The following is a 25,694-nucleotide window of genomic DNA, read 5'->3' as shown; positions in this document are numbered from 1 at the left end:
GGAGCAGCGAAACAACGCGACTTGTCCACAAGGAAGGCCGAGAAGACGACAAACATGGGAAAATAGAAAACACCACTTTCACGACTTTTGGAGACGATTGATGTCAGAAGATTCCACCGAGCGGGCACGAGGCGTTGTTGCGCGAATTCTTGCGCGTACCGGAACCGCATTGGAATCGACAGCAGGGCAAGAACACTACTCGCAAGCTGGTGAACTCGAGCGCGAAGCGCGAGCGGGAACCAGGCGTATCCAAGGCTTATCGACGGAACTTGAGGAAATCTCAGAGGTCGAGTACCGGCAGATTCGCCTTGAAAAAGTTGTTCTTGTCGGCCTGCGGACAAGCGGGAGCGAAGAGGAAGCAGAAAACTCTCTGCGTGAGCTCGCTGCTTTGGCGCAGACAGCAGGATCCCAAGTTCTCGATGGTGTGATCCAGAAACGGAGTCATCCTGATCCTGCAACGTATTTAGGCTCGGGAAAAGCGCGTGAACTTGCCGAACTCGTTGCGGCAGACGGGGCTGATACCGTGATTGTCGATGGAGATTTGGCTCCTTCTCAACGCCGCGGTCTTGAAGACGTCGTCAAAGTCAAGGTTGTTGATCGCACTGCGCTGATCTTGGATATTTTTGCGCAGCACGCAAAATCGCGTGAAGGCAAGGCTCAAGTTGAGCTGGCACAACTTGAGTATTTGCTTCCTCGACTGCGCGGTTGGGGCGACTCAATGTCTCGCCAAGCTGGTGGACGAGTCGCTTCGGGTGAAGGTATCGGTTCACGTGGTCCGGGCGAGACAAAGATCGAGTTGGATCGTCGTCGTATTCGTACTCGAATGGCGAAGCTGCGCGAACAGATCCGCAGGATGGAGCCGGCGCGCCGTGCTCAGCGCGCCAATCGAGAGCGTTCCAAGATTCCAGCGGTTGCAATTGCCGGTTATACGAATGCTGGGAAATCGACGCTACTCAATGCCTTAACCGGGGCCGGAGTATTGGTTGAAGATGCTCTGTTTGCGACCTTGGATCCCACTGTTCGGCGGACTCAGACTGAAGACGGACGCGCGTACACGCTTTCCGATACCGTCGGTTTTGTCTCGCGTCTTCCCACTCAGCTTGTCGAGGCCTTTCGCTCGACTTTGGAAGAAGTGGGACAAGCTGACGTTATCGTCCACGTTGTTGACGGCGCACACCCTGATCCCGTCGGGCAGATTCAAGCGGTACATTCCGTTTTTGAGACGATTGACGGAGCGCGGGATATCCCAGAACTGATTGTCTTCAACAAGGTTGACCTCGCGTCCTCAGAACAGCGGGCGTTCGTGCGTTCTTTGGTTCCCCAAGCCGTGCTTGTCAGTGCAGCAACGGGGGAAGGTATCACTGACCTTCAGCATGCGATTGCCGAAATGCTCCCACGGCCAACTGAGATCATTGATTGCGTCGTTCCTTACGCTCATGGTGCTTTGATCCATCGAGTGCACGAAGAAGGAGAACTCCTCTTCGAAGACTATCTCGAACAAGGACAACGCATTCGGGCACGCGTTGGGGGAGCTTTAGCTGCAGCAGTACGCGCTGTTGCCTACTTTGAAGACTCGATAGGTGAAGACGCGAGCGACGCCGAAGAGGATCAGTCGTGAGTCGCGAGTCGTCGCTCAAAGCACTCAATCGAGCTCTCAGCGATATTGGTGGTTCCCCGCGGCCCGGGCAAGAAACCATGGTGAGCGCAATCTGCGATGCGCTTGACGCTCCAGAGAACCTGCTTGTTCAGGCGGGGACTGGAACAGGTAAATCCCTGGGGTATTTGATTCCTCTCATGGACTTTGCGATGAATCGAGACGAGCGTGTCCTTGTCTCGACTGCGACAAAGAACCTCCAGCACCAGATCCTCACGAAAGATGCGCCGGTAGCAGCCGATGCCATTGAAGCGACAAGTGGTAGGCGGCCCCGTGTTGCTCTCCTGAAAGGCTGGAATAACTACCTGTGTAACTATCGTCTTGGCGGGGGATATCCGCTCGAAGGAACCCTTTTCGACATGGGGCCTGAGCAAGACGAAGAGGGGACCCATACTACCGAAATGGGAGCACAGATCCTTCGTCTTCGATCGTGGGCTGGAGAAACGGAAACAGGGGACCGCGATGAGCTTGACCCTGGGGTGGATGACCGCGCGTGGTCACAGGTGTCAGTATCAAGCCTGGAATGCCTTGGGAAGCAATGTCCAATGATTGACAACTGTTTTCCTCAAATGGCGCGCGAGCTGGCCCAAGATGCCGATGTCGTCGTGACGAACCATTCTCTTCTTGGAATCAATGCCTTGGGAGAGGGGGACCTTTTTGGTCCGATCGGCGCACTCGCGGTTGATGAAGCCCACGAACTCGCCGACAGGGTGCGCGAACAAGCCTCAGTGTCGCTGTCTGTGAAGATGCTTGCAAGGATCTCAAGGCGGTTGCGTTCTTTGGCGTCGATGGACACTTCGGCTCTGGAAAGTGTGGGTGCCCAGCTCGATTCGGTGATTCGTACTCTGCCAAGCGGGCTTCTTGATGACCGTGCACCGCTTTCGGGGATTCTTTCTTCCTTTGATTCAGCTTGCCGTGATTTGGAGACACAGTCCAGCGCGCAGCAGTTAGAGGCAACAGCAAAAGTCATGGTGAAATCCCTCCTTGACCAGCTTGCGCAGGTGGGAGTTGCGTGGGGGAGAGACTCCGAAAAGAGTGTGACGTGGATTGAGCAAGACGATGATCGAGGCCTAAGTGAACTTGTGATCGCGCCTCTTCACGTTGCCCCCGCCCTTGCTGAGCATGCATTTGGGGAAAAACCGACGATTCTGACTTCAGCAACCTTGCGCTTGGGAGATAGCTTCGAACCTCTCGCCTACAAGACGGGGGTCATGATGGCGCCTCTGCCATGGAAGGGGATCGACGTAGGCTCTCCTTTCGATGCGGCCAAACAGGGAATCCTCTATATTGCCGCTTCGCTTGCTGCTCCTCGTCCAGAAGGCCCCAGCGTTGAATCTTTGGAATACATGAGTCGCCTCGTACGCGCTAGTGGCGGCGGAGCTCTTGTGCTTTTTTCCTCGTGGAAAGGTGCACGCGCGGGCGCTGAGCAGCTTCGGGCTGACGGGATGAAGGACGTCATGCTCCAAGGTGAGGACTCGCTGAGCACTCTGATCAAGCGTTTCCGTCGCGAACGTGATTCGGTTCTTGTGGGAACGATGTCTTTGTGGCAAGGCGTTGATGTGGTTGGAGATGCGTGTCGCCTTGTGGTCATTGACAAAATTCCATTCCCGCATCCACACAATCCCATGGTCAAAGCCCTGACGCGTGACGCTGATCGGCAGAAACAGAGCGGTTTTTGGCAAGTGAGTGTCAATCACGCGGCCCTCATGATGGCGCAGGGAGCCGGACGTTTACTTCGATCACACGAAGATCGTGGAGTCGTTGCAGTGTTGGATTCGCGCCTCGCCACAAGGAATTACGGCGCGTATATCCGTGCGTCCATGCCTAAGCTCTGGCCGACACACGACATTGATGTTGCCTGCTCTGCCCTTGAGCGTTTACAGGCGGATTTGCCAGAAAAATAAAGCGGTACAACTCACCGCTAAGTGGGAGTTTAGCCCTGTCATCCGCTTGAGTGATCTGCAACAATAGACGTGCTCAGTCGTTTAGGAGGTCATTCATGCCCACCCATGCTCAAAGTCTGTATCCCGGATCTTCAGGCCGTCCTTCGAAGATCGCAATTGTTGGTGCCGGTGCGGTCGGTACTGCTGTCGCTTATGCCTGTTTGATGCGCGGGGATGCTCGTGACATCGTCCTTCATGACATCAATAAGCCCAAGGTGGAAGCTGAAGCCTTGGATATGGCGCACGGTATCCAATTCACGCCCTCCGGTTCCGTAGAGGGATCCGATGACGTAGAGATCGTTCGCGGCGCTGACCTGGTGATCGTCACTGCCGGAGCGAAGCAGAAGCCCGGGCAGTCTCGTCTGGAATTGGCCGGATCCACCGTTGACTTGATGCGTAAGATTTTGCCCAACCTTCTCAACGTCGCTCCCGAAGCGCGCTATATGTTCATCACGAACCCGGTTGACGTTGTCACCTACGCCGCGCTCAAGATTACGGGCCTCCCTCGTAACCAGGTTTTTGGTTCGGGTACCGTTTTGGACACTTCACGCCTGCGCTACTTAGTCTCTTTGGAAACCGGAGTCGCAACGCAGAATATTCACGCCTATGTCGCTGGTGAACACGGCGATTCTGAGGTGGCACTGTGGTCCTCTGCTGAGATTGGCAACGTGCCCTTGCGTCACTGGGGACCGACCCTGTCTGGCAAGCTTTTTGACGCTGAGCTGCGTCAGCAAATCGCACTGGACGTTGTGAACTCCGCTTACAAGATTATTGAAGGCAAGGGTGCAACGAACTACGCAATTGGCTTGGCTGCTTCGAACATTGCTCGCGCGGTGCTTCGCGATGAAAACCGGGTCCTGACGATTTCGACCCTCTTGGAAGATTGGGAAGGAATCTCGGATGTCTGCATGGCTGCGCCGACACTGGTTGGGCGAGAAGGCGCTGGGCGCGTGTTGAATCCGCCTTTGACGCTGGCTGAGCGTGACGGTTTGACCGAATCTGCAACGCGTCTGCGTCAGGTTGCTCGCGATCTGGGCTTCTGAGCGCTCCGCTGTTCACTGAAAGGTTTGTGGCCAAGGCATAGGATGCCTTGGCCACAACTATTATGTTTTAGAGCGAACGAATAACGGTAACTACTCTTCCCATAATTGTCGATTCATCGCCCGGGATGGGGGCGTAGTTTTCGTTGTGGGGGAGCAGCCAGACGTGGCCCTGAGTGCGTGAAAACTCTTTCACGGTTGCTTCCCCGTCGATCATTGCCGCGACGAATTGCCCGTTGAGAGCTGTTGACTGGCTGCGGATGACGACGAAATCTCCGTCGAGGATACCGGCATCGACCATAGAGTCTCCGTGTACTTCAAGCATGAAGAGTTCCCCGTGGCCTGTGAGGCGGGTGGGGAGTTCAAAGATGTCTTCGATTGCTTGTTCCGCTGTAATGGGTGCGCCCGCTGCAATTCTTCCGACAAGAGGAATTGCTGATGCTTCTTCGTCAACGTGAGCAGTGGGAATTTCAACCGTGACGACTTTTGTGGAGTCTGGATTCTTCGGTTCTTTTTCTTCCCCTAAAACGGATTTGCCAAGTTCTGAGACTTCAAGTGCACGAGGAAGTCCGGGCACTTTCTGGAGGAAGCCCAAACGCTCGAGAGTGTCGAGGTGATGCTTGACGGTTGATGGGGAAGACAATCCAACGACCTGCGCGATTTCTCGCACCGATGGAGGGAAACCGCGAGTGCGTACTTCGGTGTTAATCAGGCGCAGAATCTCGATTTGCCGCTCGGTCAATTCTGTGTCGCTGCTCACGATAATTCCTTCGAGGCTCAAAAGTGGATGGAAGTGAAAGTGTCCCGTGGTCCACTCTCACCGTTAAGAATACGGGAGAAATCAGCTAAATCAAACATATGTTCGAAAATGGCTCGACATTTCTCGAAAGAATTGCTATCGTACAAGTGTTCGACGAACATGTGTACGACCGAAAGGGGAACATTGTGAGCACACTGACTATTGCTGCCACTCAAGAGGCAAGCCGTCGTCCGCACCTTGAAATCGTTCGTGATGAACCTCTTGCACGTGTCTATGACATTCAAAACGCACCTTCTGTCCGTCGCCGTCGACAGGTTCTTCGCGCGGACGATCCCTCGATGCGGCGTCATCCCGTCTTGGTGCAGCGCACCCAGATCAATCTGCGCCGCGCGCTCAGCTCAGGTCTTGCATTTGTTGCCGCGGTAGGGATTGCGATCGGCGCAGGTCTTGCTCTGCAGACTTCCCCATATGATGGGCCAACGCGGGTTGTCTCCGTTTCCAGAGGGGACAGCGTGTGGAGCTTGGCTCAAGGTGTTGATACTTCTCGTCCCTTGCAGGACGTCGTGACAGACATCGAACAGCTCAATGATATTCAGGGAGCTCTTCAGGTTGGGCAGGAAGTGCGCATTCCGACTCGCTAATGCTTCGTGAACTATCGCTTTGCTCCACGTGTCATAGTTGCGAATCATCACGATCAACCGTAGCGTTAGAGGGTGCATTGCCCCTTCTGTCACAACCCCGATTCGCGTGTGGTCGATACGCGTATTGCGGATGATGGCGCCTCGATCCGGAGGCGAAGGGAATGCACGTCGTGCAAAAAACGATTCACCACGCTTGAGACTTCATCCTTCCAAGTCGTTAAACGCTCGGGTGTGATTGAGCCTTTCTCGCGTAATAAAGTCGTTGCTGGCGTGCGGAAAGCGTGCCAGGGGCGTCCCGTCAGTGATGACGAATTGGCTCTTCTTGCACAGCAGGTTGAAGAGCATCTTCGCACCTCCGGGGTTTCCTCAGTGTCTAGTGATGAAGTGGGGAAGGCGATTTTGCCCTTCTTGCAGGATCTCGACGAAATTGCTTACTTGCGTTTCGCTTCGGTCTACCACGCCTTCAACTCGCTTGATGACTTTGCGCGGGCTATTGACACCCTGCGCCAACGCTCGCAAGAAAAGGCTCAGGCCAGCAAAGCACGCGGCTAAAATCACGGGGTTACTCGTCCCAGTCTTCCATGCCGCGGGGAAACTCGTGGCATGTGAGCGCGTGTAAATCGTGGGTCGCGCGCGTGAGAGCAACGAAGAGATCTCCGCTTCCCTGTTCCAAAATTTCCTGAGGCTCAACGACCACGACGGAGTCGAACTCCAAACCTTTGGCACCAGCTGCAGTCAGGTAGCTCACTCGTTGATCAAGTGCCGCGGCTCCCGATTCATCCGCATGCCACTGGCGAGCTTGGGAATCGGGTACGATGACGCACACGCGGCCATTGCCCTCGCCTTGCTCAAGATTCAAGCGTTCTTCCATTGCGCTTACCGCACCTTGTACGCGAATCCGTAAATCGGCCTCGTCGCGAGCGCGGGAGGCACGGTAACAATGAGGAACATCGCGGACAGCCTCCATGGGATAGAGCACGGGGGAGCCATGCAATGCCATAACAGACTGCGCGATACGAGTGAGCGTTCGAGGAGTTCGATAGGAGATTGAAAGAACAAACTCCTCGCTGAACGCGCGAGCGGCAGGTCCAAGTGCTTGCTTCCATGAAATCGGACGACGGTGCCCACGTTTTTGATCAAGGTCGCCAACAACTGTCATCGAACGAGTTGGACAGCGTCGAAGAAGACACCGCCACGCCATGGGGGAGAGGTCCTGGGCCTCGTCAATGACGATGTGCCCATAGGTCCACGCGCGGTCGGCGCGCGCCCGCTCGGCCAAAGGAACAACTGCGCGGACCTCTTGGGTCTGACGCATAAGCATCTCAGCAGTCACGATACCTCCGCCTAGGCCCGTTGCCTGCAAGGCGTCGTTTGCGCGTTCGCGTTCTTCCTTTTCACGCTGTTTCTCGGCTCGCGCGCTCTGAGCTGAGGTGACCTCAAGGGTTCCCAGAAGCTCCTCGAGCTCGTCAATGAGCGGAATATCAGCAGTGGTGAAGGGCTTGTCGCCGCTGCGCTTGAGGATCGCGAGTTCTTCAACGGACAGAGGGGATCCTGCGTGACGATTAGCTGCTGCTAAGAGAACGGGACGAGACCATAGTTTGCGCAGGAATGCTGGAGCTTGGGTCGGCATCCACGCGAGGTTGATGGCGCGCCTGGCATCGATTGAATCGCGAATCTCGGCCATCCATGAATTGAGGTCGTCAGGATCGATATCGGCTGCGCTGTGAGCATCTCCCGCTTCGATGATGAGTTTGTTCGCGAGGAGTTCCATGAGTCCCAATGCGAAAGACTCGCGGACAGCATTGTGGGGACGTCCGCTGCGGCGTGCGCGTGAAATTGCAGCGCGCACCTCTTCAGTGGTCAAGGTGACGCGTCGGTTCCAGACTTGAAGGACCTGATCGTGCTGAGGATTACGCGGGATGAGGCGCACGGCCTCGCGAAGAATGCGGGCGAAGGCAGCGCGCCCCTTGATTTCGGCGCACTCGGGTGAATCTTCACCGCTGCTCGACACTCCCGGGACGATGTCACCGATCGTCATCTGGACAACTCCGGACTCTCCAAGGGAGGGGAGAACCTGCTCGATATAACGCAAGAAGGTCCGCGACGGTCCAATGATCAGTACCCCGGAACGCTCAAGGCGTTCGCGCTGGGTATAGAGCAAGTAGGCTGCGCGGTGAAGAGCAACGGCTGTCTTCCCGGTTCCCGGTCCTCCCTGGACGACAAGGATCCCGCGGTCACTTGCTCGAATCACTCGGTCCTGCTCGCCTTGAATCGTTGCGACGATATCGCCCATTCGTCCGCTTCGTGCCGAAGACAGAGCAGACATCAGTGCTCCTTCGCCCTGCAGGGTTAAACCATGCGTGTGGGCCTGCTCGGCATCCAAAAGCTCGTCTTCCACGGAGGTGACGGTGCGTGCGCGGGTCGCAATGTGTCGCCTGCGAACAACGCCTTGTGGGTCTTGGGCCGTTGCTTGGTAGAAAGGCGCGGAGATCGGGGCCCTCCAGTCAACAAGAAGGGGAATAGAGTGCTCATCAAGCAAAGAAACACGGCCGATATAGTGCCGAGATTGGTCGCTCATGTCGAGGCGTCCAAATACCAAACGTTCTTCGACGTTATCGAGGCGTGTCGACAGCTCTGCAAAGTGTGAAGCCAAGGCGTCGCGCTCGGTCCATCCCTGCGCATTTCCAACACCGTGATTTGCATCGATCTTTTGGCGCTGCTCGCGGTACTGAGCGCGCAGTTTATCAAGGCGCGAATACGCGCGATCAACGAAGCTTTGTTCTTCGCTCAAGTGATCTGCGGTGCGAGCTGAGTCAGACATTGGGACCTCTCGGTAGAAAAAGTCTGGCGTTCTATTTTGCCGTATCTGGACCCCGAATTCCTGTGATATGCCCTTGGCGCAATTGTGGGATTAGCCGCGCTGGGAGGATGTAAACAATGTAGTTTTACTATGAGTAGTGCCCACTGGGGGCGAGCTTGACACCGAAGGAGGGGAACGTGACCGAAACCCAGACTCGCGGGGATAATCACCAGGCTCCCCATACTCGTGCGCGAATTCTGGTGACGTATTTCGACGGCGCGATGGATGCAGGCGCTTCCGGCCGCATGGCTGTCGAACAGATGCTTCGCGCCCTTCCCGCCACGCACGTTGCAGACTTTGATGCTGAAGACTTCATTAACTACCGTTCACATCGCCCGGTCATTACCGTGAAAAGCTGGGTGACTGAAGAGGTTGAAACTCCGAAGATCTCTCTTGACCTTTTGCGTGATGACCGCGGAGAGTCTTTCCTGCTCCTCCATGGGCCTGAACCCGATTACCGCTGGCAGACTTTCGCTTCCCGCGTTCGAGAAATCATTACCGAGGCCGGGGTTGAGGTGGTCTTCGGGATGACCGGGATCCCTTCCGGTGTCCCTCACACGAGACCGACTCCCGTCCACGTCCACACGACCGATCCTTCGCTTGTTCCCGCGCAGCCACATATGTCGGCGCGAATCCAATACCCTGGGTCGATGGTGTCTTTCCTTCAATGGCACCTGAAGAAAGCGGGGATCGATGGGATGACTCTTCTCGCGATTGTTCCCTATTACATGTCGGAATCGGCCTATCCTGCTGCTTCTTCTGCTCTGCTGCGTAAGCTCTCCGAGTTTTCTGGTCTCTCGCTTCCCGTGGGAGATCTTGAACAGGGAGCAGCCGAAGACTTTGATGCTTTTGCTGCTCTTGTGGATGCAAATCCTGAGGTTCAGCACACCGTCCGTGCCCTTGAAGAGCACTATGATTCCTTCTCCGGAGATGGCTTAGGCATCCCCCTTAATGCGGTGCCCTCAGCATTTACGGTTGCAGTAGGGGCTGAAAAAGAAACTGAGATAACGGGGATCTCTGATGCGATCGAGGCCTATCTTGCCTCAGTGACCGAAGGCGCAGCGGGAAACACACAGCCGTCTGAAGACGACGAGAAGGTTATTGAAGAAAAGCCCTCTGTTGACGACCTTCTTGCCGAGGCCCTCAAACGCGTTGCCGAGCGCAAAGAAGGCTCCGATTCGGCCGGGGGTGCACACGCGCCTCGCCACCGTGGCAGTGCTTCCGCTGCGGAGGAAAGTCCGGAACGCACCGAAGGATCTGCGCAACAAAGCCACGAGGGCTCTGTCGAATAAACCCAAACTAGGTGCCTGCCAACTCGCGGGGCTCCGGGGAATCTCTGTGAAGGCTAGGCCTCGTCGATTCCCCAGCCGATTTCCGCGTCGCTCATGGCCCGCGCTCCAGCCTGCCACTTCGATAGCTCTTTGCCGCGAAGGGGACGGGCGGGAAGAGGGAGCTTGCGGAGAAGACGGTCGAGTTCCACCTCGTTGACGGATTGCGGCGAATACTGGGCGAGGAAGACGATATTTCCTCGTCGTGCTCCGCGCCCAACTTTGGGGTCGCACAGGGCTTGGACATCTGCGAAGCTCTCCCGCATGCCTGCCAGATCAATGCGCGCGTTGTCACTACCTCCGTGCGCGCTATTGGCCAGCAGAAGACCGCCTTTGCGGAGAACACGATGACACTGGGAAGTGAACTCGAGGGTTCGTAGCTGAGAGGGGACAGATTCCCCGGCGAATGCGTCGCGAACAATGACGTCAAAGGACGAGCTTCGAAGAGAATCAATGACCGCGCGCGCCTCGCCGATTCGTATTTTGAGGATAGGTGAGCGTGGAAGATCGAAGGTTTCGCGCGCAAAGCTTGCGATCTTTGGAGAAATCTCAACGACCGTATGACGCGATGAGGGAAAGAGAATCGACCATGCCCAGGGGAGTGCGCAGGCTGCACCTCCCAAATGAAGAACGCGCAGCGGCGCGGATGAAGGAAATGTTGCTTGGAGCGCACAAGTTGCGTGCTGCATGTACTCAAAATCGAGATAACTGGGGTCCGACGTGTCGATGCACGAGGACTCAGCGCCATCGACAAGAAGCGTTGCGCGCGGACCGTCCCACCGTACCTCAATTGACGGGGAGTCTAGAGTACTCATAGAACAACTCTAAGCGGGAAGGGGGATCCGATGTCGAACGCTCCGCGCGATAAGCGTCGCAAACGCTTTTGGGGAGACGATGATTCTCAAACGAATATCTTGCACATTGACATGGATTCTTTCTTCGCGCAGGTTGAGATTCGTCAGGACCCATCGCTTGTCGGTAAGGCCGTCATCGTTGGGGGAAGTGGGAATCGCGGGGTTGTCACTTCTGCGACCTACGAGGCTAGGGGCTTGGGCGTGCGCGCCGGCATGCCTATTGCTCGTGCACGCGCACTGTGCCCGACAGCAGTATTCATCCCTGGGCACTTTGAGCTCTACCGCATGTATTCGTGCAAAGTTATGGAGATTATCGGGCGCTTCAGTCCACTTGTTGAGCAAGTGAGCGTCGACGAGGCTTTTGTTGACGTTAAGGGGTCGAGGCTCCGTTTCGGAACCCCCACTCAGATCGCTCGGGATATCCGTACTCAGATTCGAGGGGACCTTGGCTTGCCGGCGTCGGTGGGGATTGCCTCGACGAAGTCGGTGGCCAAAATTGCCTCTTCGAATGCCAAACCTGACGGTCTCTTGTTGATCCCCGCCGAGGCCACGATTGAATTCCTTCACGGACTTCCAGTTGGCGCCTTGTGGGGAGTGGGGGCCAAAAGCGGGCAGATCCTTGAACGTGAGGGGATCCAAACGATTGGGCAGCTTGCTGAGCATCCTGTGCAGCGTTTGGCTCGTCTTCTTGGGGCCGCGGCTGCACACCAGCTTCATGACCTTGCGTGGGGAATTGACCCGAGGCCAGTGTGCGTCTCTCGTGAAGAAAAGTCGGTTGGTATGGAGAGAACCTTCGAGGTTGATATTCGTGATCGGGGGCTGCTCGAGCAATTTATTACCAAGGCCGCGCATGAATGTGCTCGCCGATTGCGCGAGGGCGGATGGGTATGTCGTCAAGTTGCGATCAAAATGCGCGGTGCGGATTTTTCAACGATCACTCGTCAGCAGCGCCTGGCTGCTCCTACTGACTTGGGAAGAGATATTTCGAGGATTGCACGCGAACTATTTGCTCGTGAGACTCTTCCGAGCGGGGGAGTGAGACTTTTTGGAGTGCGAGCAGAGGGGCTTATTGCTCGAGAAGAAGGCTTTGAAGTCATGCTTGATCAGGACGAACGCCCTGAAGCTGCCGAGCGTGCTATGGATCAAATTCGTGGAAAGTACGGGGCAGGGGCAATCTCGATTGCATCTTTGCTTGAAGAAAACAAGTAGAATGATCTCATGGCACTTTCTGATTACGAGAAGCAAGTTCTTGAGGAGATGGAAGCACAGTTCGACCATCAGCCTTCCTCCTTCCGTGATCACGTGCGCGAAGGCGCTGATGTGCCGCGTTCTTCTTCAAAACTTTCACCTAAGCGGGTTGCTGCTGGCTCGTTGATGATTGTCGCGGGTTTGTTAATTTTGGTTGCCGCTGTCTCTCTTGGGTACTCGGTGATTTCTTTGATCGTTGGGGTCGCGGGCTTTCTTTTCATGCTTGGCGGCGCTTGGTACGCCTTGCAGACTCCGCGGGCTGCGCGCTCGGGCGGGAAGAGGGCTTCTTTTATGCAGCGTCAAGAAGAGCGTTGGGATCGCCGATCTGCAGATGAATAACTGACTTTTTGGATGGATGCCTGGTGAGTGTACTCGCCAGGCATCCATTTTTTATCTCTGGACGGATCTTTCTGTCTCTTTCAGAGAGTCTCCCCACTTTTCCCCACCTCTAGTTGCTTGAGCATGTTTGTGCTGGTCAGAAGCATTTCCTGAGTTTTTTGACGAGAAACGCTGAAAATTTCCCCCACTTTCCTCCACTCTTATTTTTCCTTGATATTCCGCGGATATGTGTAGTGAATCTATCGGATTAGTGTGATAAAGCATCCCAAAATGGCAAAACGTGGAGTAAAGTGGGGGAAGATGTCACGGAGGGGAAGGCGGTGAATGATGTTCCTTGGCACTTACGAGCCCAAGCTCGACGACAAGGGACGCGTGATTCTGCCTGCCCGATTCCGGGAGGACATGGAAGGTGGCATTGTTCTGACTCGAGGTCAAGAACACTGCATCTACGCCTTTCCAGCCCAAGAGTTTGAGCAAATGACGGTGGAACTTCGACGAGCGCCACTGTCATCCAAACAAGCACGTGACTATGTCCGCGTGCTGCTCTCGGGGGCGTACAAGGAGGTTCCGGATAAGCAAGGAAGAATCACTCTTCCTCCGGATCTTCGCAAATACGCCGGTCTTGACCGCGAACTGACCGTCATTGGTGCCGGCTCGCGTGCAGAGATCTGGAACTCGCAGGCGTGGAACGATTACCTGTCCGTCCAGGAAGACGTGTTCTCACAAACTGAAAACGAAATTATCCCAGGAATGTTCTAGTCCGTCATTCCAGGTCTCCTCCCGATGTTCTGACGTCACTTCCCCGATGGCAGAGCACGGTGGGGGACCTGGAACGACGGATACCCATCACACAGAAGGAGGACAGAAGTGTCTGCTGACCGCGATGCCTCGCGCTTGCATGTTCCTGTCCTCCTCAACGAGTGCTTGGACATGCTCGCTCCCGCTATTGAAGCTCCCGGAGCGATTCTGATTGATGCGACCTTGGGGATGGGCGGTCACACCGAAGCGGCACTCAAGCGTTTCCCCCAACTCACGGTCTTTGGTATCGACCGCGACCCCGCAGCAATTGAGCTTGCATCAGCTAGGCTTGCACCCTTTGGCTCTCGATTCCGTGCTTTCCATACGACTTACGACAATATGGCCGCAGTCGCCGACGAGGCGCCAGGAGCAATGGTCGATGGCATTCTCATGGACCTCGGTGTTTCCTCTCTTCAGCTCGACGAAGAAGAACGTGGCTTCTCGTATGCGCACGACGCACCGCTTGACATGCGAATGAACCCCACCGTCGGAGTGAGCGCTGCCCAGCTCTTGGCCTCGGCCTCGAAAGAAGAAATCGCGCGGATCCTGCGGGTTTACGGAGAAGAAAAGTTCGCCTCGAAGATCGCTGCGCGCATCGTTCGTGACCGGGAAACTCAGCCGCTCACGCGAACCTCACAATTGGCGCAGATCGTTCGAGACTCGATCCCGGCCGCCGCGCGACGCACCGGAGGAAACCCCGCCAAGAGGACCTTCCAGGCCTTACGAATTGCGGTCAACGATGAGCTCACGATTCTCGAGGCCGCACTTCCCGCAGCCCTCGAACGACTTCGCGTGGGCGGAAGGATCGTCATCGAGTCCTATCAATCTTTGGAAGACCGCCTGGTTAAGGACATCTTCCGACGTGGAGCAACGGACCAAGCCCCCGCGGGGATTCCCCTCATCCCCGAAGAACTTCAAGCTCGCTTGCAACTCCTCACTCGAGGAGCGCAGCTGGCTGATGACACAGAAAAATCCCATAATCCGCGTTCCGCATCTGTGCGGTTGCGCGGCGCACAGATGATACGTCCCTGGAAGGAAAGACCATGAGCGGAGCCACCGCGCGCGCACGCGCGACCTCTCGTCCGGCCTACGTAGGTGAGGAAATTCGACCACTTTTGACAGTGGTCGACTCTTCGCGTCCTCGTCGCTCAGTCATTCCCATGACGATCATCGTGCTGGTCATGATCGCAATCGCTATTGTGGTTCCCATGGTGATTAACACCCACATGGCCCAGACCTCGTACGAGATTCGCGAGTACCAGATTCAGCTCAATGAACTTGAAGCGCAATCATGGACTCTGCAGACTCAACTTCAAGAAAAGGCTTCTCCTGTTGAACTGGAGAAGGCCGCGAAGGCACAGGGAATGGTGCACGCCGGTAAGCTCGGTACCATTCGTCTATCGGATGGCACAGTTGAGGGCGGTGTCGCCGCGCGATGAGGTTGTGGCAGCGCACACGCAAAGCGAGTGATACCACTGCGAATCGCGCCCGTGGAATCGGGAGGATGTTTACCCTCCTCTTTGCGTTATGCGTTCTCCAGCTTTTCGTCATCCAAGTTTTCCAAAGCGCGACTCTTTCATCGGAAGGAGAAAGAGTTCGCACAGCTGTCAGTGAAATTGGTGCGAAACGCGGCAACATCCTCGATGTGAATGGCGTTGTCTTAGCAGATTCAGTTCAGGCCTATCACATTGCGGTCAACCAGCGAGCAATCACGACCTACGAACACAAAGACGACGACGGCAAAGTAGTTGGTCGAGGCCCAGCGGAAGCAGCCAAGCAACTCGCCCCGCTCTTAGGGATGAGTCGTGCCGAATTGGGCGGCATGATGCTGGGGGATTCCACGTATGTCTACCTCAAGAAAAATGTCGATGCGGTGACGTACCGTGAGATCCGCAAGCTTGATATCACTGGAATTGAATGGGAGTCGGTCTTCGACCGCGTCTACCCGAACGGGAATACTGCGGCTCCGATCGTTGGTGCGGTGAATGCACAAAGCGACGGCGTTTCAGGACTTGAAGCGTATTTCAACAATTTCCTCCAGGGAACAGCAGGAGAAGAAGCTTACGAGATCTCGCCCAACGGTGCGATTATGCCCGGTGGAAAGCGCACGACCAAAGAGCCTCAAGATGGCGGTTCAGTACGGACAACTCTCCACGCTGACCTCCAACACCTCGTTCAAGATCGTCTTGATGAACGCGTGCGTAAGCACAATGCGGACTGGGGAGTCGTCGTCATTTCTGATGTGTCGACGGGACGTATTCTTGTTCTTGCCGATTCGGGGTCCACGACGCCGGATGCCGCAAAGCCTCAATCTGTCATGGGGGTGCAGGCTCCCTACGAACCGGGTTCGGTGGGCAAGCTGTTAACTGTGGCCTCGGCCCTGGAAAAGGGAACAACTACGCCAACGAGTCAATACAGCGTCCCGTATAGCATTAACCCTCCTGATGCTGGCGGCCCGATCAAGGACTACCACGAGCACGGAACCGAGACTTTGACGTCGACCGGTATCCTCGCGGAGTCCTCAAACGTTGGAACGATTGAGATTGGCGAGCAGGTAGGCGATCGTGATCGCTACGACTTCATGACGAAGATGGGACTCAACCAACTCACGGGGATTGAGTTAGCTGGTGAATCTCAAGGCATCATGCGTGATTTCGACAATATCCAAGGCCGAGATCGCTACACGATGATGTTCGGACAGTCCTACGCCATCACCGCCGTCCAGCAGAATCAACTCATTCAGGCAATCGGAAACCGCGGAGTGATGATTGCGCCACGAATTATTGACTCAACGATCGATTCGCAGGGGCGTGCCGAGAAAGCCACGGCTCCTCAACCTCAGCAGGTCATGTCGGCGGATCGCTCAAAAGAACTCATCACCATGATGGAGTCTGTTGTCACTGATGAACTGGGTACTGGCCAGACAGCAAAGGTGGAGGGCTACCGCATTGCTGTGAAGACGGGTACCGCAGACATTAAGGTCAACGGAGCTGATGCGGTCGTATCAAACACTGCCGGTTTGATTCCGGCGGAATCTCCGCGTTTGGCGATTTCGGTTGTTCTGTACAACCCGCGTGTGGGCGGCTTGTCTTCGGACTCTGCGGCTCCGCTGTGGGGAGAAGTAGCAACTGAAGCAGTGCGAAACCTGGGGATTCCTGCATCTACAGAAACTGCCCAGCTGTATCCCACGAGGCCCTAGTACGCTAGTGTGCAGTAAATGGGTGAAACCCTAAGGAGAAGCATGCATAGGTCCAGCAAGTGGATCGCTCAAGCATTGGGCGCACAGCTCCACGGCACCGATGTCGAAGTGACCGCGACAGTTGAAACGGATTCTCGAGAAATCACTCCGGGTTCTCTTTTCGTTGCACGCCGCGGTGAGACAAGCGATGGGCACCAGTATCTCGAAGCGGCGGCTGCACGTGGTGCAGTGGCAGCAATCGTTGAACATGTCTGTGATTCGCCGCTTCCCCAAATCGTTGTTTCAGACTCAACCTTCGCCTTGGGAGAACTCGCTCGCGCCTATCTCAGTGAACTGCGTCAATCGCAGCAACTGGACGTGATCGCAGTGACGGGTTCGGCTGGCAAAACGACGACAAAGGATCTTCTCGCCGCGATCATGAGCGAGGATGCACCAACCGTTGCTCCGCAATTGTCTTTCAATAACGAGGTCGGTCTTCCCCTGACAGTTTTGCGTGCCGATGAATCGACGCGTCACCTAGTCCTCGAAATGGGAGCATCGGGGCCCGGTCACATTGATTACCTCACACGTATCGCGCCCCCTGACGCAGCCATTGAGCTCATGGTGGGACACGCGCACTTGGGCGGCTTTGGTTCTGTTGAGGGCGTTCGCGATGCAAAAGCAGAATTGATTCGAGGCCTCGTTCCTTCTGGGGTGAGCATTCTCAATCGCGATGACCCGCATGTGATGGAGATGGCTCCACAGGCTCCGGGGCGTATCATCACCTTCTCTGCCGCTGGAAATACAGAGGCTGACCTGTGGGCTGAAGACCTTCACCTTGATGAGCAGGGGAGGGCTGTCTTTAATCTTCATCTCGACGGCTTGACTTTCCCGATGCATCTTGGCTTGGTCGGTATCCATCACGTCTCAAATGCTTGTGCGGCAATCGCGGGTGCATGGGTTTTGGGTATCGCACCGGAAAAGGCGTGCGCCGCCGTTAACGGCCAAGCAGCCTCGAGTCCTCATCGCATGAGCATTCACGAACTCGAGTTTGACGGTCGCCACATCACTCTCATCGACGATTCCTACAACGCGAACTTGGATTCCTTCCGAGCGGGATGCCGTGCTGCTGCGGATCTGGCAGCAGGACGCCCCCTGGTCATTGTCGCCGGTGGAATTCTTGAACTTGGCGAAGCATCGGAAGAAACGCATCGCGAAGTTGCGCGCTTCTTTGAAGACGCAGGTGCGCGCTGCGTGCTTGCCCTCGGTGAAGAATCGCAGTTCTACTTCAGTGAGCGAGGCGAGGACCACACTCATCGTCGCTTCCGGAATGTTGACGAGGTAATCGACGCTCTGCGCGGCATACTGGAAGACAATGCCGTCGTGTTCATTAAGGGATCCAACGGCTCCGGTGCATGGAAAGTTGCCGATCGCCTAGTGGAGGAGGGCACTTTATGATTGGGCTCATTATTGCCTTTGCAGTTGCTTTAGTCCTTTCAATTTCCCTCACCCCGGTCCTGATCCACTATCTGATCCGGCACCAATACGGGCAATTTATCCGCCAAGACGGACCGACCGCGCACATGACAAAGCGCGGGACCCCCACAATGGGTGGCCTGGTTATTATCTTGGCGACGGTCATCGCGTGGCTGGCTGGAAACCTGATTAATGGCCATTCGCCTTCTTGGTCGGGGTGGCTTCTTGTCTTCCTTTTTGTTGGTATCGGGTTCATCGGCCTTCTTGATGATGCGCTCAAGATCATGCACCAACGCTCTCTGGGGCTGCATGCATGGGCAAAGATCGTTGGCCAGGTTGCGATTGCCTCACTCTTCACGTGGGGAATCTTGGTCAGGCCGAATGTTCATCGTCGTACTCCTGGAATCTTCGATATCTCAATGGCGCGCCCCCTGGGATTGACCTTCACGCAATGGGGGATCCTCGCCGCCGTGGTTCTCATCGTCATCTGGGTGAACTTTATCGTCGCAGCGTGGTCGAACGCAGTGAACCTGACAGACGGCTTGGATGGCCTTGCTGCTGGTGCGGGGATCTTTGTTTTCGTCTCCTACACCTTCATCTCTTATTTCCAGCTGCTCCAATCCTGTTGGGGCGATACGGTCAATATTTCCGCTTGCTACACCACACGCGATCCGCTTTCGATCGCAATCTTCTGCTCTTCCTTGGTTGGTGCTCTTGCCGGGTTCTTGTGGTGGAATGCGTCTCCTGCTCAAATCTTCATGGGAGATACCGGCTCGCAAGCAATTGGTGCGGCGCTCGCCGGAGTGTCGATTCTGACCGACACCGAGTTCCTCGCCGTACTGATCGGCGGCCTCTATGTTCTGACAACGCTCTCCGACGTTATCCAGATCAGCGTCTTTAAGATGACCCACAAACGAGTCTTCCGTATGGCTCCTTTGCACCATCACTTTGAGCTCAAGGGCTGGAAAGAAATCACGATCGTTATTCGTTTCTGGCTCATTGCCGCGCTCTTTGCGGTAATGGGTGCCGGTTTGTTCTATGCAGAATGGGTGTCTCGACTGTGAATTGGCAGGGCCGCTTCGCAATCCTAGGGTGGGGAGTATCAGGAAAGGCATCTGCTCGCGCGCTGCGTGCACGTGGTGCGCAGCTGCGTGCGTTTGACGGGCGTAGCCCCGATACCTCCTCGCAAGGCAAAGCACAGGCTCCCGCTCCGCCAGACGAACTCGCTGATGTTGAGGTTGTTTACGACGCGGATGCTCATGCCCTCTCATGCGAGGCAATTGCATGGAACCCTGACTGTATTGTTGTCTCGCCAGGAATTCCCGCACACCACCCGATTTTTTCTGCCTCTCAAGATGCAGGTATCCCCGTCATCGGTGAAGTTGAACTTGCGTGGCGACTACAAGAAGATTCGTCTCATGCGGGACGGCCATGGCTGTGCGTGACGGGGACGAACGGCAAGACTACGACCGTTGGAATGCTGGGATCTATTTTGCGTGCCTCCGGAGCTAGTGTCGCTGAAGTTGGCAACATTGGTTTGCCGATTTGCGAGGCCGTTGATACCGACGCGGAGGTTTTCGCCGTCGAGCTTTCCTCCTTCCAGTTGCACACGGTTTCTACGGTTTCTCCTTTGGCCTCGGTCTGCCTCAATGTCGACGCTGATCACCTTGATTGGCACGGTAGTGCAGAAGCCTACGCAGCGGACAAAGCTAAGGTTTACCACGCAACGCAAGTTGCCTGCTTCTATCCCTCTTCTGATATCGAGATCGAGCACATGGTTGCCGAGGCAGACGTCATTGAAGGTGCTCGAGCTATTGGTCTGACCCTCGGAATTCCGTCGATTTCTCAAGTTGGATGGGTTGAAGACGCGCTGGTTGAACGCGCTTTCGTGGAGAGGCGCCATATGCAGGCGCAATTCCTCGCCGAAGTTGATGACCTGCGCATTGCTTATCACGATGGGGTTACCGATGCTGCGCGCATGGATGCCACTGCCGCCGCGGGCCTCGCTCGAGCTTATGGAGTGAACCCGGAGGCAGTTGCACAGGGTCTGCGTGACTTCCATCCTGCCGATCATCGACGTGCGGTGATCTCTCACGCCGCGGACGTTACGTGGATTGATGATTCCAAGGCAACAAATGCTCATGCTGCTGCGGCCTCGCTGCGTGGAATTGCTCCAGGAACAGCTATCTGGATTGCCGGGGGAGATACGAAGGGCCAAGAATTCGGCGAGCTAGTCGCAAAAATTGCCCCTCAGCTGCGCGGAGTCGTTGTCATTGGGGAAGACCGCAGCGCGATTCTTCGTGCGCTCGCGCAATATGCGCCGACAGTTCCCTTTGTTGAAGTTGACGGACACGAAGACTGGATGTTCTCCGTTGTGAACGAGGCCGTTGCTCTCTCGCGCCCCGGAGATACTGTTGTGCTTGCACCGGCCTGCGCGTCGTGGGATCAATTCCGTTCTTACGCCCAGCGCGGGGAGGTTTTCCGCGAGGCAGTTGCGCGCCTTGAAGCTCATTGGGCTGCGCAATGACCTCTCTTCTTGAGCGTCTCCACATTCCTCGCTTCGAATTTGCACGGCGAAATGAGGAAGATAAGGTCTACTCGCCTGTAGCGACCTACTATCTCATTGCTCTACCTGCACTGATTTTGACGCTATTCGGCTTGGTCATGGGCTTTTCTGCATCAGCAGTTACGACGATCTCCCAAGGTGGTAGCCCATACAGTACCTTCGCTCGTCAGCTCGCAATTACCGGAATCTCATTCTTAGTCGCAGCGATCATCATTCAACGTATTCCCTCATCGCTGTGGTACCGAGCGGCACCTCTGGTTTTCCTGATCGCACTCGGTTTTCAAGGCCTTGTCTTGACTCCATTGGCTGCTTCTCAAGGCGGCAATACCAACTGGGTGTCTCTCCCAGGGCTGGGAACATTCCAGCCATCTGAGTTCCTCAAGCTTGCTCTGATCATCGCCCTTGGAAGGGTACTGACTCGAGAAGGCGCAAGGCGCCAAGACTGGAAGCAAATGGCGGTCACGGTGGGCGGCACTGCATTTCTCGCTCTTGTTGACGTCATGCTGGGCAAGGACATGGGAACCGCAATGGTCATGGCAGCGGGAGCTGCCGGAGCAGTGTGGGTTGCAGGATTGCCCAAGCGGTGGTTCCTCACCATCGCAGCAGCTGTGATTCCTTTGGGAGTATTCCTTGTCTTCCAAAACCCAACGCGTTTGAAGCGTATTGCTGCGGTCATGCCGTGGAATCGTCCCGCACGGAACCTGTCTGCTCCCGAACAGATTGACCACGCGCTGTGGGCATTGGGATCGGGCGGCCTAACCGGTCTTGGACCGGGGGCATCGCGCGAGAAATGGAATTACCTCCAGGCCGCGCACACAGACTTTATCTTGGCGATTATCGGCGAAGAGTTTGGCCTTTTGGGGTCCCTCACCGTTATTACGTGCCTGTGCCTGATGATTTGGGGAATGCTTCGGCTCATTCGCACCACGAACTCATTCTTCGCCGCCATCATCACCGGTGGCGTTGCGACGTGGATTGGGATCCAGGCCTTCATTAATATCGCTTCTGTGACAGGGATGGGGCCCGTTATTGGTGTTCCTCTTCCCCTTGTTTCATATGGCGGATCCTCATATCTCTTTACGGTCTCTGCGATTGCCGTCGTTGCTGCCTGCGCACGCGAGAATGCAGGGATGACAATGGGCCTGAAATTCTCGAGTTTGCGTGACCCCCGCGTCTCGTCGCGGCGTCGTCATCCCGGAAAGAAACGTCAACGCTCGACGGAAGGAACACGATGAGTGAGAAGATCGTTCTTGCTGGCGGTGGAACAGCGGGGCATGTGAACCCCCTGCTCGCAACGGCCCTTGAACTGCGTTCACGCGGGTACGAGGTTGTCGCGCTTGGAACGAAACAGGGCTTGGAAACGACCCTTGTTCCGGCAGCGGGCATCGAACTTGTGACAATTGAACGCGTTCCGCTTCCCCGGAAGCCTTCCCTGCAGTTCTTCTCATTGCCGCGTCGCATGAAGCAAGCCATTGCTCAGTGTCGCTCGGTCCTCCAGGGAGCGCAGGCACTTGTTGGTTTTGGCGGATATGTGTCCACGCCTGCTTATCTTGCCGCCCGTAAAATGGGCATTCCGATCATCATCCACGAGCAAAATGCGCGGCCGGGTTTGGCTAATCGCGTGGGTGCTCGCTGGGCCTCGGCTTTGGGACTGACTTTCCCCTCGACACCGCTGGTTGCCAAGCAGGGAATTACGGAAGTGACGGGCTTGCCGCTTCGCCCTGCCATCCAGGAGCTGGCTGCTACTCGCTCCAGTGAGGAAGGACGCCTCGCTGCACGCGAGCAGGCGGCCTCGAGGCTGGGAATTGATCCGAAGATGGAGACTCTCCTCATCACCGGAGGATCTCTCGGCGCTCTTAACGTTAATCGTGCGATGATTGCCGCGGCCGCGCAGCTTCCGCCAAACGTGCAAGTACTTCACTTGACTGGGAAGGGCAAGGATCAGGAAGTTTCTCAGGCGGTGTCTGCAGCTGGCGTTGCACAACGCTGGCACGTGATTGATTACCTCTCAACAATGGAAGACGCGCTAGCTGTCGCTGACCTTGTTGTCTGCCGTTCAGGAGCAGGCACTGTCGCCGAGATGACCGCGCTGGGATTGCCGTGTGTGTATGTTCCGCTTCCTATCGGTAATGGAGAGCAGAAGCTTAATGCCGCTGACCACGTTGCTCACGGTGGTGCTCTTCTCGTGGCGGACTCGGATCTGAATGCCCACTACGTTTGTGAGAAGATCTTCCCCCTGCTCGGAAGCGCAGAATTGCAGCAGATGGCGCAGGCGTCGCGAGCTCTGGCTCAACCCGATGGCGCGCTTAAACTTGCCGACCTGATCGAATCGACTCTTCATGGGAAGAAGGCTGAAAAGTGAGTACCTCACATCGCTTCCACCTGATCGGTATCGGCGGCGCTGGAATGTCAGTCGTCGCAGAGCTTTTGAAAGATCGAGGCCTTGAGGTCTCGGGATCCGATCAAAAGGATTCACCGGTCTTGGACCACCTACGAAGCGTGGGTGTGAAGGTTTTCGTCGGCCACGATGCTTCGCATGTTCCCGCAGATAGCGTTGTTGTCGTTTCAACCGCTGTGCGAGAGACAAATCCAGAACTTGCTTATGCCCGCAAAGAAGGGCTGAGGGTTATCCATCGATCTCAAGCTCTTGCTCTGGCCGCTAGCGGAATGCGTTTCGTTGCGGTTGCAGGCGCTCATGGAAAAACGACGACCTCGGGAATGCTCTCAATGGCCCTGCGTCAGGCGGGCGCTGATCCTTCGATTGCGGTTGGGTCTGTCATCCCTGAACTTGGTTCGGGAGCTCACTTGGGCAGTGGAGATATTTTCGTTGCCGAGGCCGATGAATCCGACGGCTCTTTCCTGAACTACACGCCGTGGATCGAAATCGTTACCAATGTCGAGCCCGATCACTTGGACCGCTATGGAAGTCGCGAGGCCTTTGAACAAGTTTTCGTTGACTTCGTTGGGTGTCTTCGTGAGGGCGGAACGCTTGTGTGCTGCGGTGAGGACGCGGGGAGTGCTCGCCTTGCTCGTTACGCGAAAGGACGCGGTATTGATACCGTGACCTACGGGCGTGAAGGACAGGAAAGCCCTGAACTTGGTGCGCCCTGCGATGTCGTCATCAAAGACGCGACAACCGATGGACACATCGCATCGGCTCAAGTTTTGTGGAACACAGAAACGGTCGAGATTAACCTGCGCGTCCCTGGGCTGCACAACATTGTGAATGCTGTGGCCGCGTGGATTTCTGGCGTTCGTTTGGGTATCGAGGGGCATCTCATGGCTTCCTCGCTCACTGCTTTCAGCGGGACTTCTCGTCGTTTTGAATTCAAGGGGGAAAACGGCGGACGTCGGCTTTACGATGACTATGCGCATCATCCCACTGAGGTCGCAGCAGCCATTACCCAAGCCCGCAGTGCAGCCGGGAATGGGGAAGTAAGCGTTGTCTTCCAGCCTCACTTGTATTCGCGGACCCAGTCTTTCGCGGAGCGTTTTGCTGATGCGCTTTCGCATGCTGATCACGTCTATGTCTGTGATATCTACGGAGCACGTGAAGACCCCGTTCCGGGCGTTGACTCGACTCTCATCACTTCGCACCTGCCGAAGGCACGCTACGTCCCTGACATGCATGAGGCCGCTCGTTTGGCTGCTCGCGAGGTCAGCGAAGGTGGGATTCTCCTGACCATGGGTGCCGGATCGATTACCCAATGCGATCAGGATGTGCTCGATGAATGGGAACACGACGGCGCGGGGAGCGCTCAGTGAAACAACCCCCTCGTCCTCGTCGCAGCCGCGCCTTTCCTCCTCAAGAACCAGCGAGCGCCCCAGAATCCGCCCCCGAAGACGATCGCCGAGGCGCAGCTGAGGAGGTCGAGGCCCCGCAGGCCTCGGTGGAGGATAACTCGCGCACCGCTTCGGCCTCGATACGGGGGGAAGAAAGTGGAAGCGAACGCGAGGATCATTTTTCAACGGGCGCACGTGCTTCGCGGATTCGTCGGGGGAGCGAAGCGCGTGATGAGCGCGCGGCGAGGCGTGAACGCAATCGTGAGTTGCGTCGTTCGCGACGCGAAGCAGCAGCTCGTCCAACCAGTGGCGACCTTCTTCGCCGTCCTATCGGTCAGTCGGATGCTGCGACAGTTTTAGGCTCGAGTGAAGAGAGCGCGACTGCAGACTTGAGCGAGCGCCGAAAAGAACGTCAGTTAGCGCAGCGTCGACTAGTGCTCACTCGGATCGCGACGGTATCTGCGGCGTGTGTCGTGGCTATTGTACTCGTGTGGGGGATCTTCTTTTCTCCTCTATTCGCGCTGGACATGTCCAAAGTGTCGATCGAAGGCTTGGGAGACGATAGCGCCACAACCTCTGAGGTACAAGCTGCTGTTGAGCCTTTTGCTTCTACTCCGCTCCCACGCCTTTCGACCTCAAAAGTGAGCGCCGCTGTTGGTGGAGTGCGCTTAGTTCGCGAGGCTCAGGTTGAGCGCACGTGGCCTCGAGGCCTAAGGGTTACTGTGCGCCCGCGTCAGGCGGTTCTTGCGGTAAAAGAGGGGAACGCTTGGTCCTTGGTTGACGATCAAGGCGTGAGTTTGTCCTCCTCTCCTTCCATGCCCGAAGGAATGGCACCGACCACGCTGCCTGATGGAGACGAGCGCTCACGCGCTGCCGGTGAGGTTGCTGCAATTTGGGCAGCAATGGGAGACGAATTGCGTTCTCAAATCACGATGATCACTCATGACGGTCAGACCGTATCGATGACATTGTCGAACTCGCGGACCTTAAATTGGGGAGTCGCTAGCGAGAATGATCTGAAAGCGAAAGTGGCTCAGGTTTTGATTTCGCAGCGTCAGGCGCGCACCTACGACGTGTCTTCTCCCGTGCATCCTGTCACTTCTTAAGTTCGAGAAGCGACACGCCCACAAATGACCTTGAAGAAGAGGTGTCCTACCCCTACCGTCTTTCCGTCTAAAAGCAGGTCAAACATCAACCTTCCACTTGAGGTTTAAGGTTGGTGCGCA

General features: G+C 56.1%; 22 protein-coding genes. 19 read left to right on the top strand and 3 right to left on the bottom strand.

Annotated features, from left to right (window positions below; all coding sequences use genetic code 11):
* Nucleotides 1–100: 100 nt before the first annotated feature.
* The 3 genes from hflX (at nt 101) to BQ8011_RS07815 (ending at nt 4,640) form a co-directional block, all read left to right on the top strand.
* Nucleotides 101–1,618 (top strand): GTPase HflX, encoded by a 1,518-nt coding sequence (hflX, locus tag BQ8011_RS07825; RefSeq protein WP_072456142.1) that lies wholly within the window; start codon nt 101–103, stop codon nt 1,616–1,618.
* Nucleotides 1,615–3,558 carry an ATP-dependent DNA helicase gene (locus BQ8011_RS07820; protein WP_072456141.1) on the top strand — a complete coding sequence of 648 codons (1,944 nt, stop codon included), beginning with the start codon at nt 1,615–1,617 and terminating at the stop codon, nt 3,556–3,558. The genes hflX and BQ8011_RS07820 overlap by 4 nt, the downstream gene beginning before the upstream one ends.
* 95 nt (nt 3,559–3,653) lie before the next feature.
* A complete protein-coding gene (locus BQ8011_RS07815) occupies nt 3,654–4,640 on the top strand; it encodes an L-lactate dehydrogenase (protein WP_034501629.1) in 987 nt (328 codons plus the stop codon).
* A 67-nt stretch (nt 4,641–4,707) separates the two neighbouring features.
* On the opposite strand, the gene lexA is transcribed toward BQ8011_RS07815, so the two are convergent.
* Nucleotides 4,708–5,397 (bottom strand): transcriptional repressor LexA, encoded by a 690-nt coding sequence (lexA, locus tag BQ8011_RS07810; protein ID WP_072456140.1) that lies wholly within the window; start codon nt 5,395–5,397, stop codon nt 4,708–4,710.
* Nucleotides 5,398–5,582: 185 nt separating this feature from the next.
* On the opposite strand from lexA, the gene BQ8011_RS07805 reads away from it, so the two are divergent.
* Both BQ8011_RS07805 and nrdR read left to right on the top strand, forming a co-directional pair.
* Nucleotides 5,583–6,038 (top strand): LysM peptidoglycan-binding domain-containing protein, encoded by a 456-nt coding sequence (locus tag BQ8011_RS07805; protein WP_072457748.1) that lies wholly within the window; start codon nt 5,583–5,585, stop codon nt 6,036–6,038.
* Between the two features lie 72 nt (nt 6,039–6,110).
* The gene (nrdR, locus tag BQ8011_RS07800) at nt 6,111–6,590 is read left to right on the top strand and encodes a transcriptional regulator NrdR (RefSeq protein ID WP_034501627.1); all 480 of its coding nucleotides are present in this window, start codon (nt 6,111–6,113) and stop codon (nt 6,588–6,590) included.
* Nucleotides 6,591–6,600: 10 nt separating this feature from the next.
* Here the strand turns inward: nrdR and BQ8011_RS07795 are convergent, their stop codons facing one another.
* Nucleotides 6,601–8,859 (bottom strand): HelD family protein, encoded by a 2,259-nt coding sequence (locus BQ8011_RS07795; protein WP_072456139.1) that lies wholly within the window; start codon nt 8,857–8,859, stop codon nt 6,601–6,603.
* Between the two features lie 176 nt (nt 8,860–9,035).
* Between BQ8011_RS07795 and BQ8011_RS07790 the strand changes: the two genes are divergently transcribed.
* Nucleotides 9,036–10,190, top strand: a complete 1,155-nt coding sequence (locus BQ8011_RS07790) for a PAC2 family protein (protein ID WP_072456138.1) — start codon at nt 9,036–9,038, stop codon at nt 10,188–10,190.
* Between the two features lie 53 nt (nt 10,191–10,243).
* Here the strand turns inward: BQ8011_RS07790 and BQ8011_RS07785 are convergent, their stop codons facing one another.
* Complete coding sequence (locus BQ8011_RS07785; RefSeq protein WP_072456136.1) at nt 10,244–11,041, bottom strand: spermidine synthase; 798 nt, start codon at nt 11,039–11,041, stop codon at nt 10,244–10,246.
* Between the two features lie 30 nt (nt 11,042–11,071).
* On the opposite strand from BQ8011_RS07785, the gene dinB reads away from it, so the two are divergent.
* From dinB to BQ8011_RS07720, 13 genes are all read left to right on the top strand, one after another.
* Nucleotides 11,072–12,289, top strand: a complete 1,218-nt coding sequence (gene dinB / locus BQ8011_RS07780; protein ID WP_072456134.1) for a DNA polymerase IV — start codon at nt 11,072–11,074, stop codon at nt 12,287–12,289.
* Nucleotides 12,290–12,298: 9 nt separating this feature from the next.
* The gene (locus tag BQ8011_RS07775; RefSeq protein WP_072456132.1) at nt 12,299–12,667 is read left to right on the top strand and encodes a DUF3040 domain-containing protein; all 369 of its coding nucleotides are present in this window, start codon (nt 12,299–12,301) and stop codon (nt 12,665–12,667) included.
* A gap of 327 nt (nt 12,668–12,994) precedes the next feature.
* Nucleotides 12,995–13,426, top strand: coding sequence for a division/cell wall cluster transcriptional repressor MraZ (gene mraZ, locus BQ8011_RS07770; protein ID WP_034501622.1), 432 nt, complete (start codon nt 12,995–12,997; stop codon nt 13,424–13,426).
* 108 nt (nt 13,427–13,534) lie between these two features.
* Nucleotides 13,535–14,512: a 16S rRNA (cytosine(1402)-N(4))-methyltransferase RsmH gene (rsmH, locus tag BQ8011_RS07765; RefSeq protein WP_072456130.1), complete on the top strand. Its 978-nt coding sequence runs from the start codon at nt 13,535–13,537 to the stop codon at nt 14,510–14,512.
* Entirely contained in the window at nt 14,509–14,904 is a 396-nt protein-coding gene (locus BQ8011_RS07760; RefSeq protein ID WP_072456128.1) for a cell division protein FtsL, read from the top strand. The genes rsmH and BQ8011_RS07760 overlap by 4 nt, the downstream gene beginning before the upstream one ends.
* Before the next feature lie 65 nt (nt 14,905–14,969).
* Nucleotides 14,970–16,664, top strand: coding sequence for a peptidoglycan D,D-transpeptidase FtsI family protein (locus tag BQ8011_RS07755; protein ID WP_072456126.1), 1,695 nt, complete (start codon nt 14,970–14,972; stop codon nt 16,662–16,664).
* A gap of 42 nt (nt 16,665–16,706) precedes the next feature.
* Nucleotides 16,707–18,101, top strand: a complete 1,395-nt coding sequence (locus BQ8011_RS07750; RefSeq protein ID WP_072456124.1) for a UDP-N-acetylmuramoyl-tripeptide--D-alanyl-D-alanine ligase — start codon at nt 16,707–16,709, stop codon at nt 18,099–18,101.
* Nucleotides 18,098–19,183, top strand: coding sequence for a phospho-N-acetylmuramoyl-pentapeptide-transferase (gene mraY / locus BQ8011_RS07745; RefSeq protein WP_072456122.1), 1,086 nt, complete (start codon nt 18,098–18,100; stop codon nt 19,181–19,183). Before BQ8011_RS07750 ends, mraY begins: the two co-directional genes overlap by 4 nt.
* Nucleotides 19,165–20,646, top strand: coding sequence for a UDP-N-acetylmuramoyl-L-alanine--D-glutamate ligase (murD, locus tag BQ8011_RS07740; RefSeq protein WP_072456120.1), 1,482 nt, complete (start codon nt 19,165–19,167; stop codon nt 20,644–20,646). The genes mraY and murD overlap by 19 nt, the downstream gene beginning before the upstream one ends.
* Entirely contained in the window at nt 20,643–21,920 is a 1,278-nt protein-coding gene (locus BQ8011_RS07735; protein WP_034501616.1) for an FtsW/RodA/SpoVE family cell cycle protein, read from the top strand. Before murD ends, BQ8011_RS07735 begins: the two co-directional genes overlap by 4 nt.
* Entirely contained in the window at nt 21,917–23,047 is a 1,131-nt protein-coding gene (murG, locus tag BQ8011_RS07730; RefSeq protein WP_072456118.1) for an undecaprenyldiphospho-muramoylpentapeptide beta-N-acetylglucosaminyltransferase, read from the top strand. The genes BQ8011_RS07735 and murG overlap by 4 nt, the downstream gene beginning before the upstream one ends.
* Nucleotides 23,044–24,450: a UDP-N-acetylmuramate--L-alanine ligase gene (murC, locus tag BQ8011_RS07725; RefSeq protein WP_072456116.1), complete on the top strand. Its 1,407-nt coding sequence runs from the start codon at nt 23,044–23,046 to the stop codon at nt 24,448–24,450. The genes murG and murC overlap by 4 nt, the downstream gene beginning before the upstream one ends.
* Nucleotides 24,447–25,574 (top strand): cell division protein FtsQ/DivIB, encoded by a 1,128-nt coding sequence (locus BQ8011_RS07720; RefSeq protein WP_072456114.1) that lies wholly within the window; start codon nt 24,447–24,449, stop codon nt 25,572–25,574. The genes murC and BQ8011_RS07720 overlap by 4 nt, the downstream gene beginning before the upstream one ends.
* Nucleotides 25,575–25,694 lie beyond the last annotated feature (120 nt).

Source organism: Actinomyces marseillensis, assembly GCF_900155605.1.
In the GTDB taxonomy this organism is placed as follows: domain Bacteria; phylum Actinomycetota; class Actinomycetes; order Actinomycetales; family Actinomycetaceae; genus Pauljensenia; species Pauljensenia marseillensis.
This window is presented reverse-complemented; position numbering and strand designations above follow the sequence as displayed.

Bases quoted from the DNA above. Each gene is read 5' to 3' on its own strand.
- hflX (WP_072456142.1), top strand. From the start codon at position 101: ATGTCAGAAGATTCCACCGAGCGGGCACGAGGCGTTGTTGCGCGAATT.
- BQ8011_RS07815 (WP_034501629.1), top strand. From the start codon at position 3,654: ATGCCCACCCATGCTCAAAGTCTGTATCCCGGATCTTCAGGCCGTCCT.
- BQ8011_RS07795 (WP_072456139.1), bottom strand. From the start codon at position 8,859: ATGTCTGACTCAGCTCGCACCGCAGATCACTTGAGCGAAGAACAAAGC.
- BQ8011_RS07785 (WP_072456136.1), bottom strand. From the start codon at position 11,041: ATGAGTACTCTAGACTCCCCGTCAATTGAGGTACGGTGGGACGGTCCG.
- dinB (WP_072456134.1), top strand. From the start codon at position 11,072: ATGTCGAACGCTCCGCGCGATAAGCGTCGCAAACGCTTTTGGGGAGAC.
- BQ8011_RS07775 (WP_072456132.1), top strand. From the start codon at position 12,299: ATGGCACTTTCTGATTACGAGAAGCAAGTTCTTGAGGAGATGGAAGCA.
- mraZ (WP_034501622.1), top strand. From the start codon at position 12,995: ATGTTCCTTGGCACTTACGAGCCCAAGCTCGACGACAAGGGACGCGTG.
- BQ8011_RS07760 (WP_072456128.1), top strand. From the start codon at position 14,509: ATGAGCGGAGCCACCGCGCGCGCACGCGCGACCTCTCGTCCGGCCTAC.
- BQ8011_RS07755 (WP_072456126.1), top strand. From the start codon at position 14,970: ATGTTTACCCTCCTCTTTGCGTTATGCGTTCTCCAGCTTTTCGTCATC.
- BQ8011_RS07750 (WP_072456124.1), top strand. From the start codon at position 16,707: ATGCATAGGTCCAGCAAGTGGATCGCTCAAGCATTGGGCGCACAGCTC.
- mraY (WP_072456122.1), top strand. From the start codon at position 18,098: ATGATTGGGCTCATTATTGCCTTTGCAGTTGCTTTAGTCCTTTCAATT.
- murD (WP_072456120.1), top strand. From the start codon at position 19,165: ATGGGTGTCTCGACTGTGAATTGGCAGGGCCGCTTCGCAATCCTAGGG.
- BQ8011_RS07735 (WP_034501616.1), top strand. From the start codon at position 20,643: ATGACCTCTCTTCTTGAGCGTCTCCACATTCCTCGCTTCGAATTTGCA.
- murG (WP_072456118.1), top strand. From the start codon at position 21,917: ATGAGTGAGAAGATCGTTCTTGCTGGCGGTGGAACAGCGGGGCATGTG.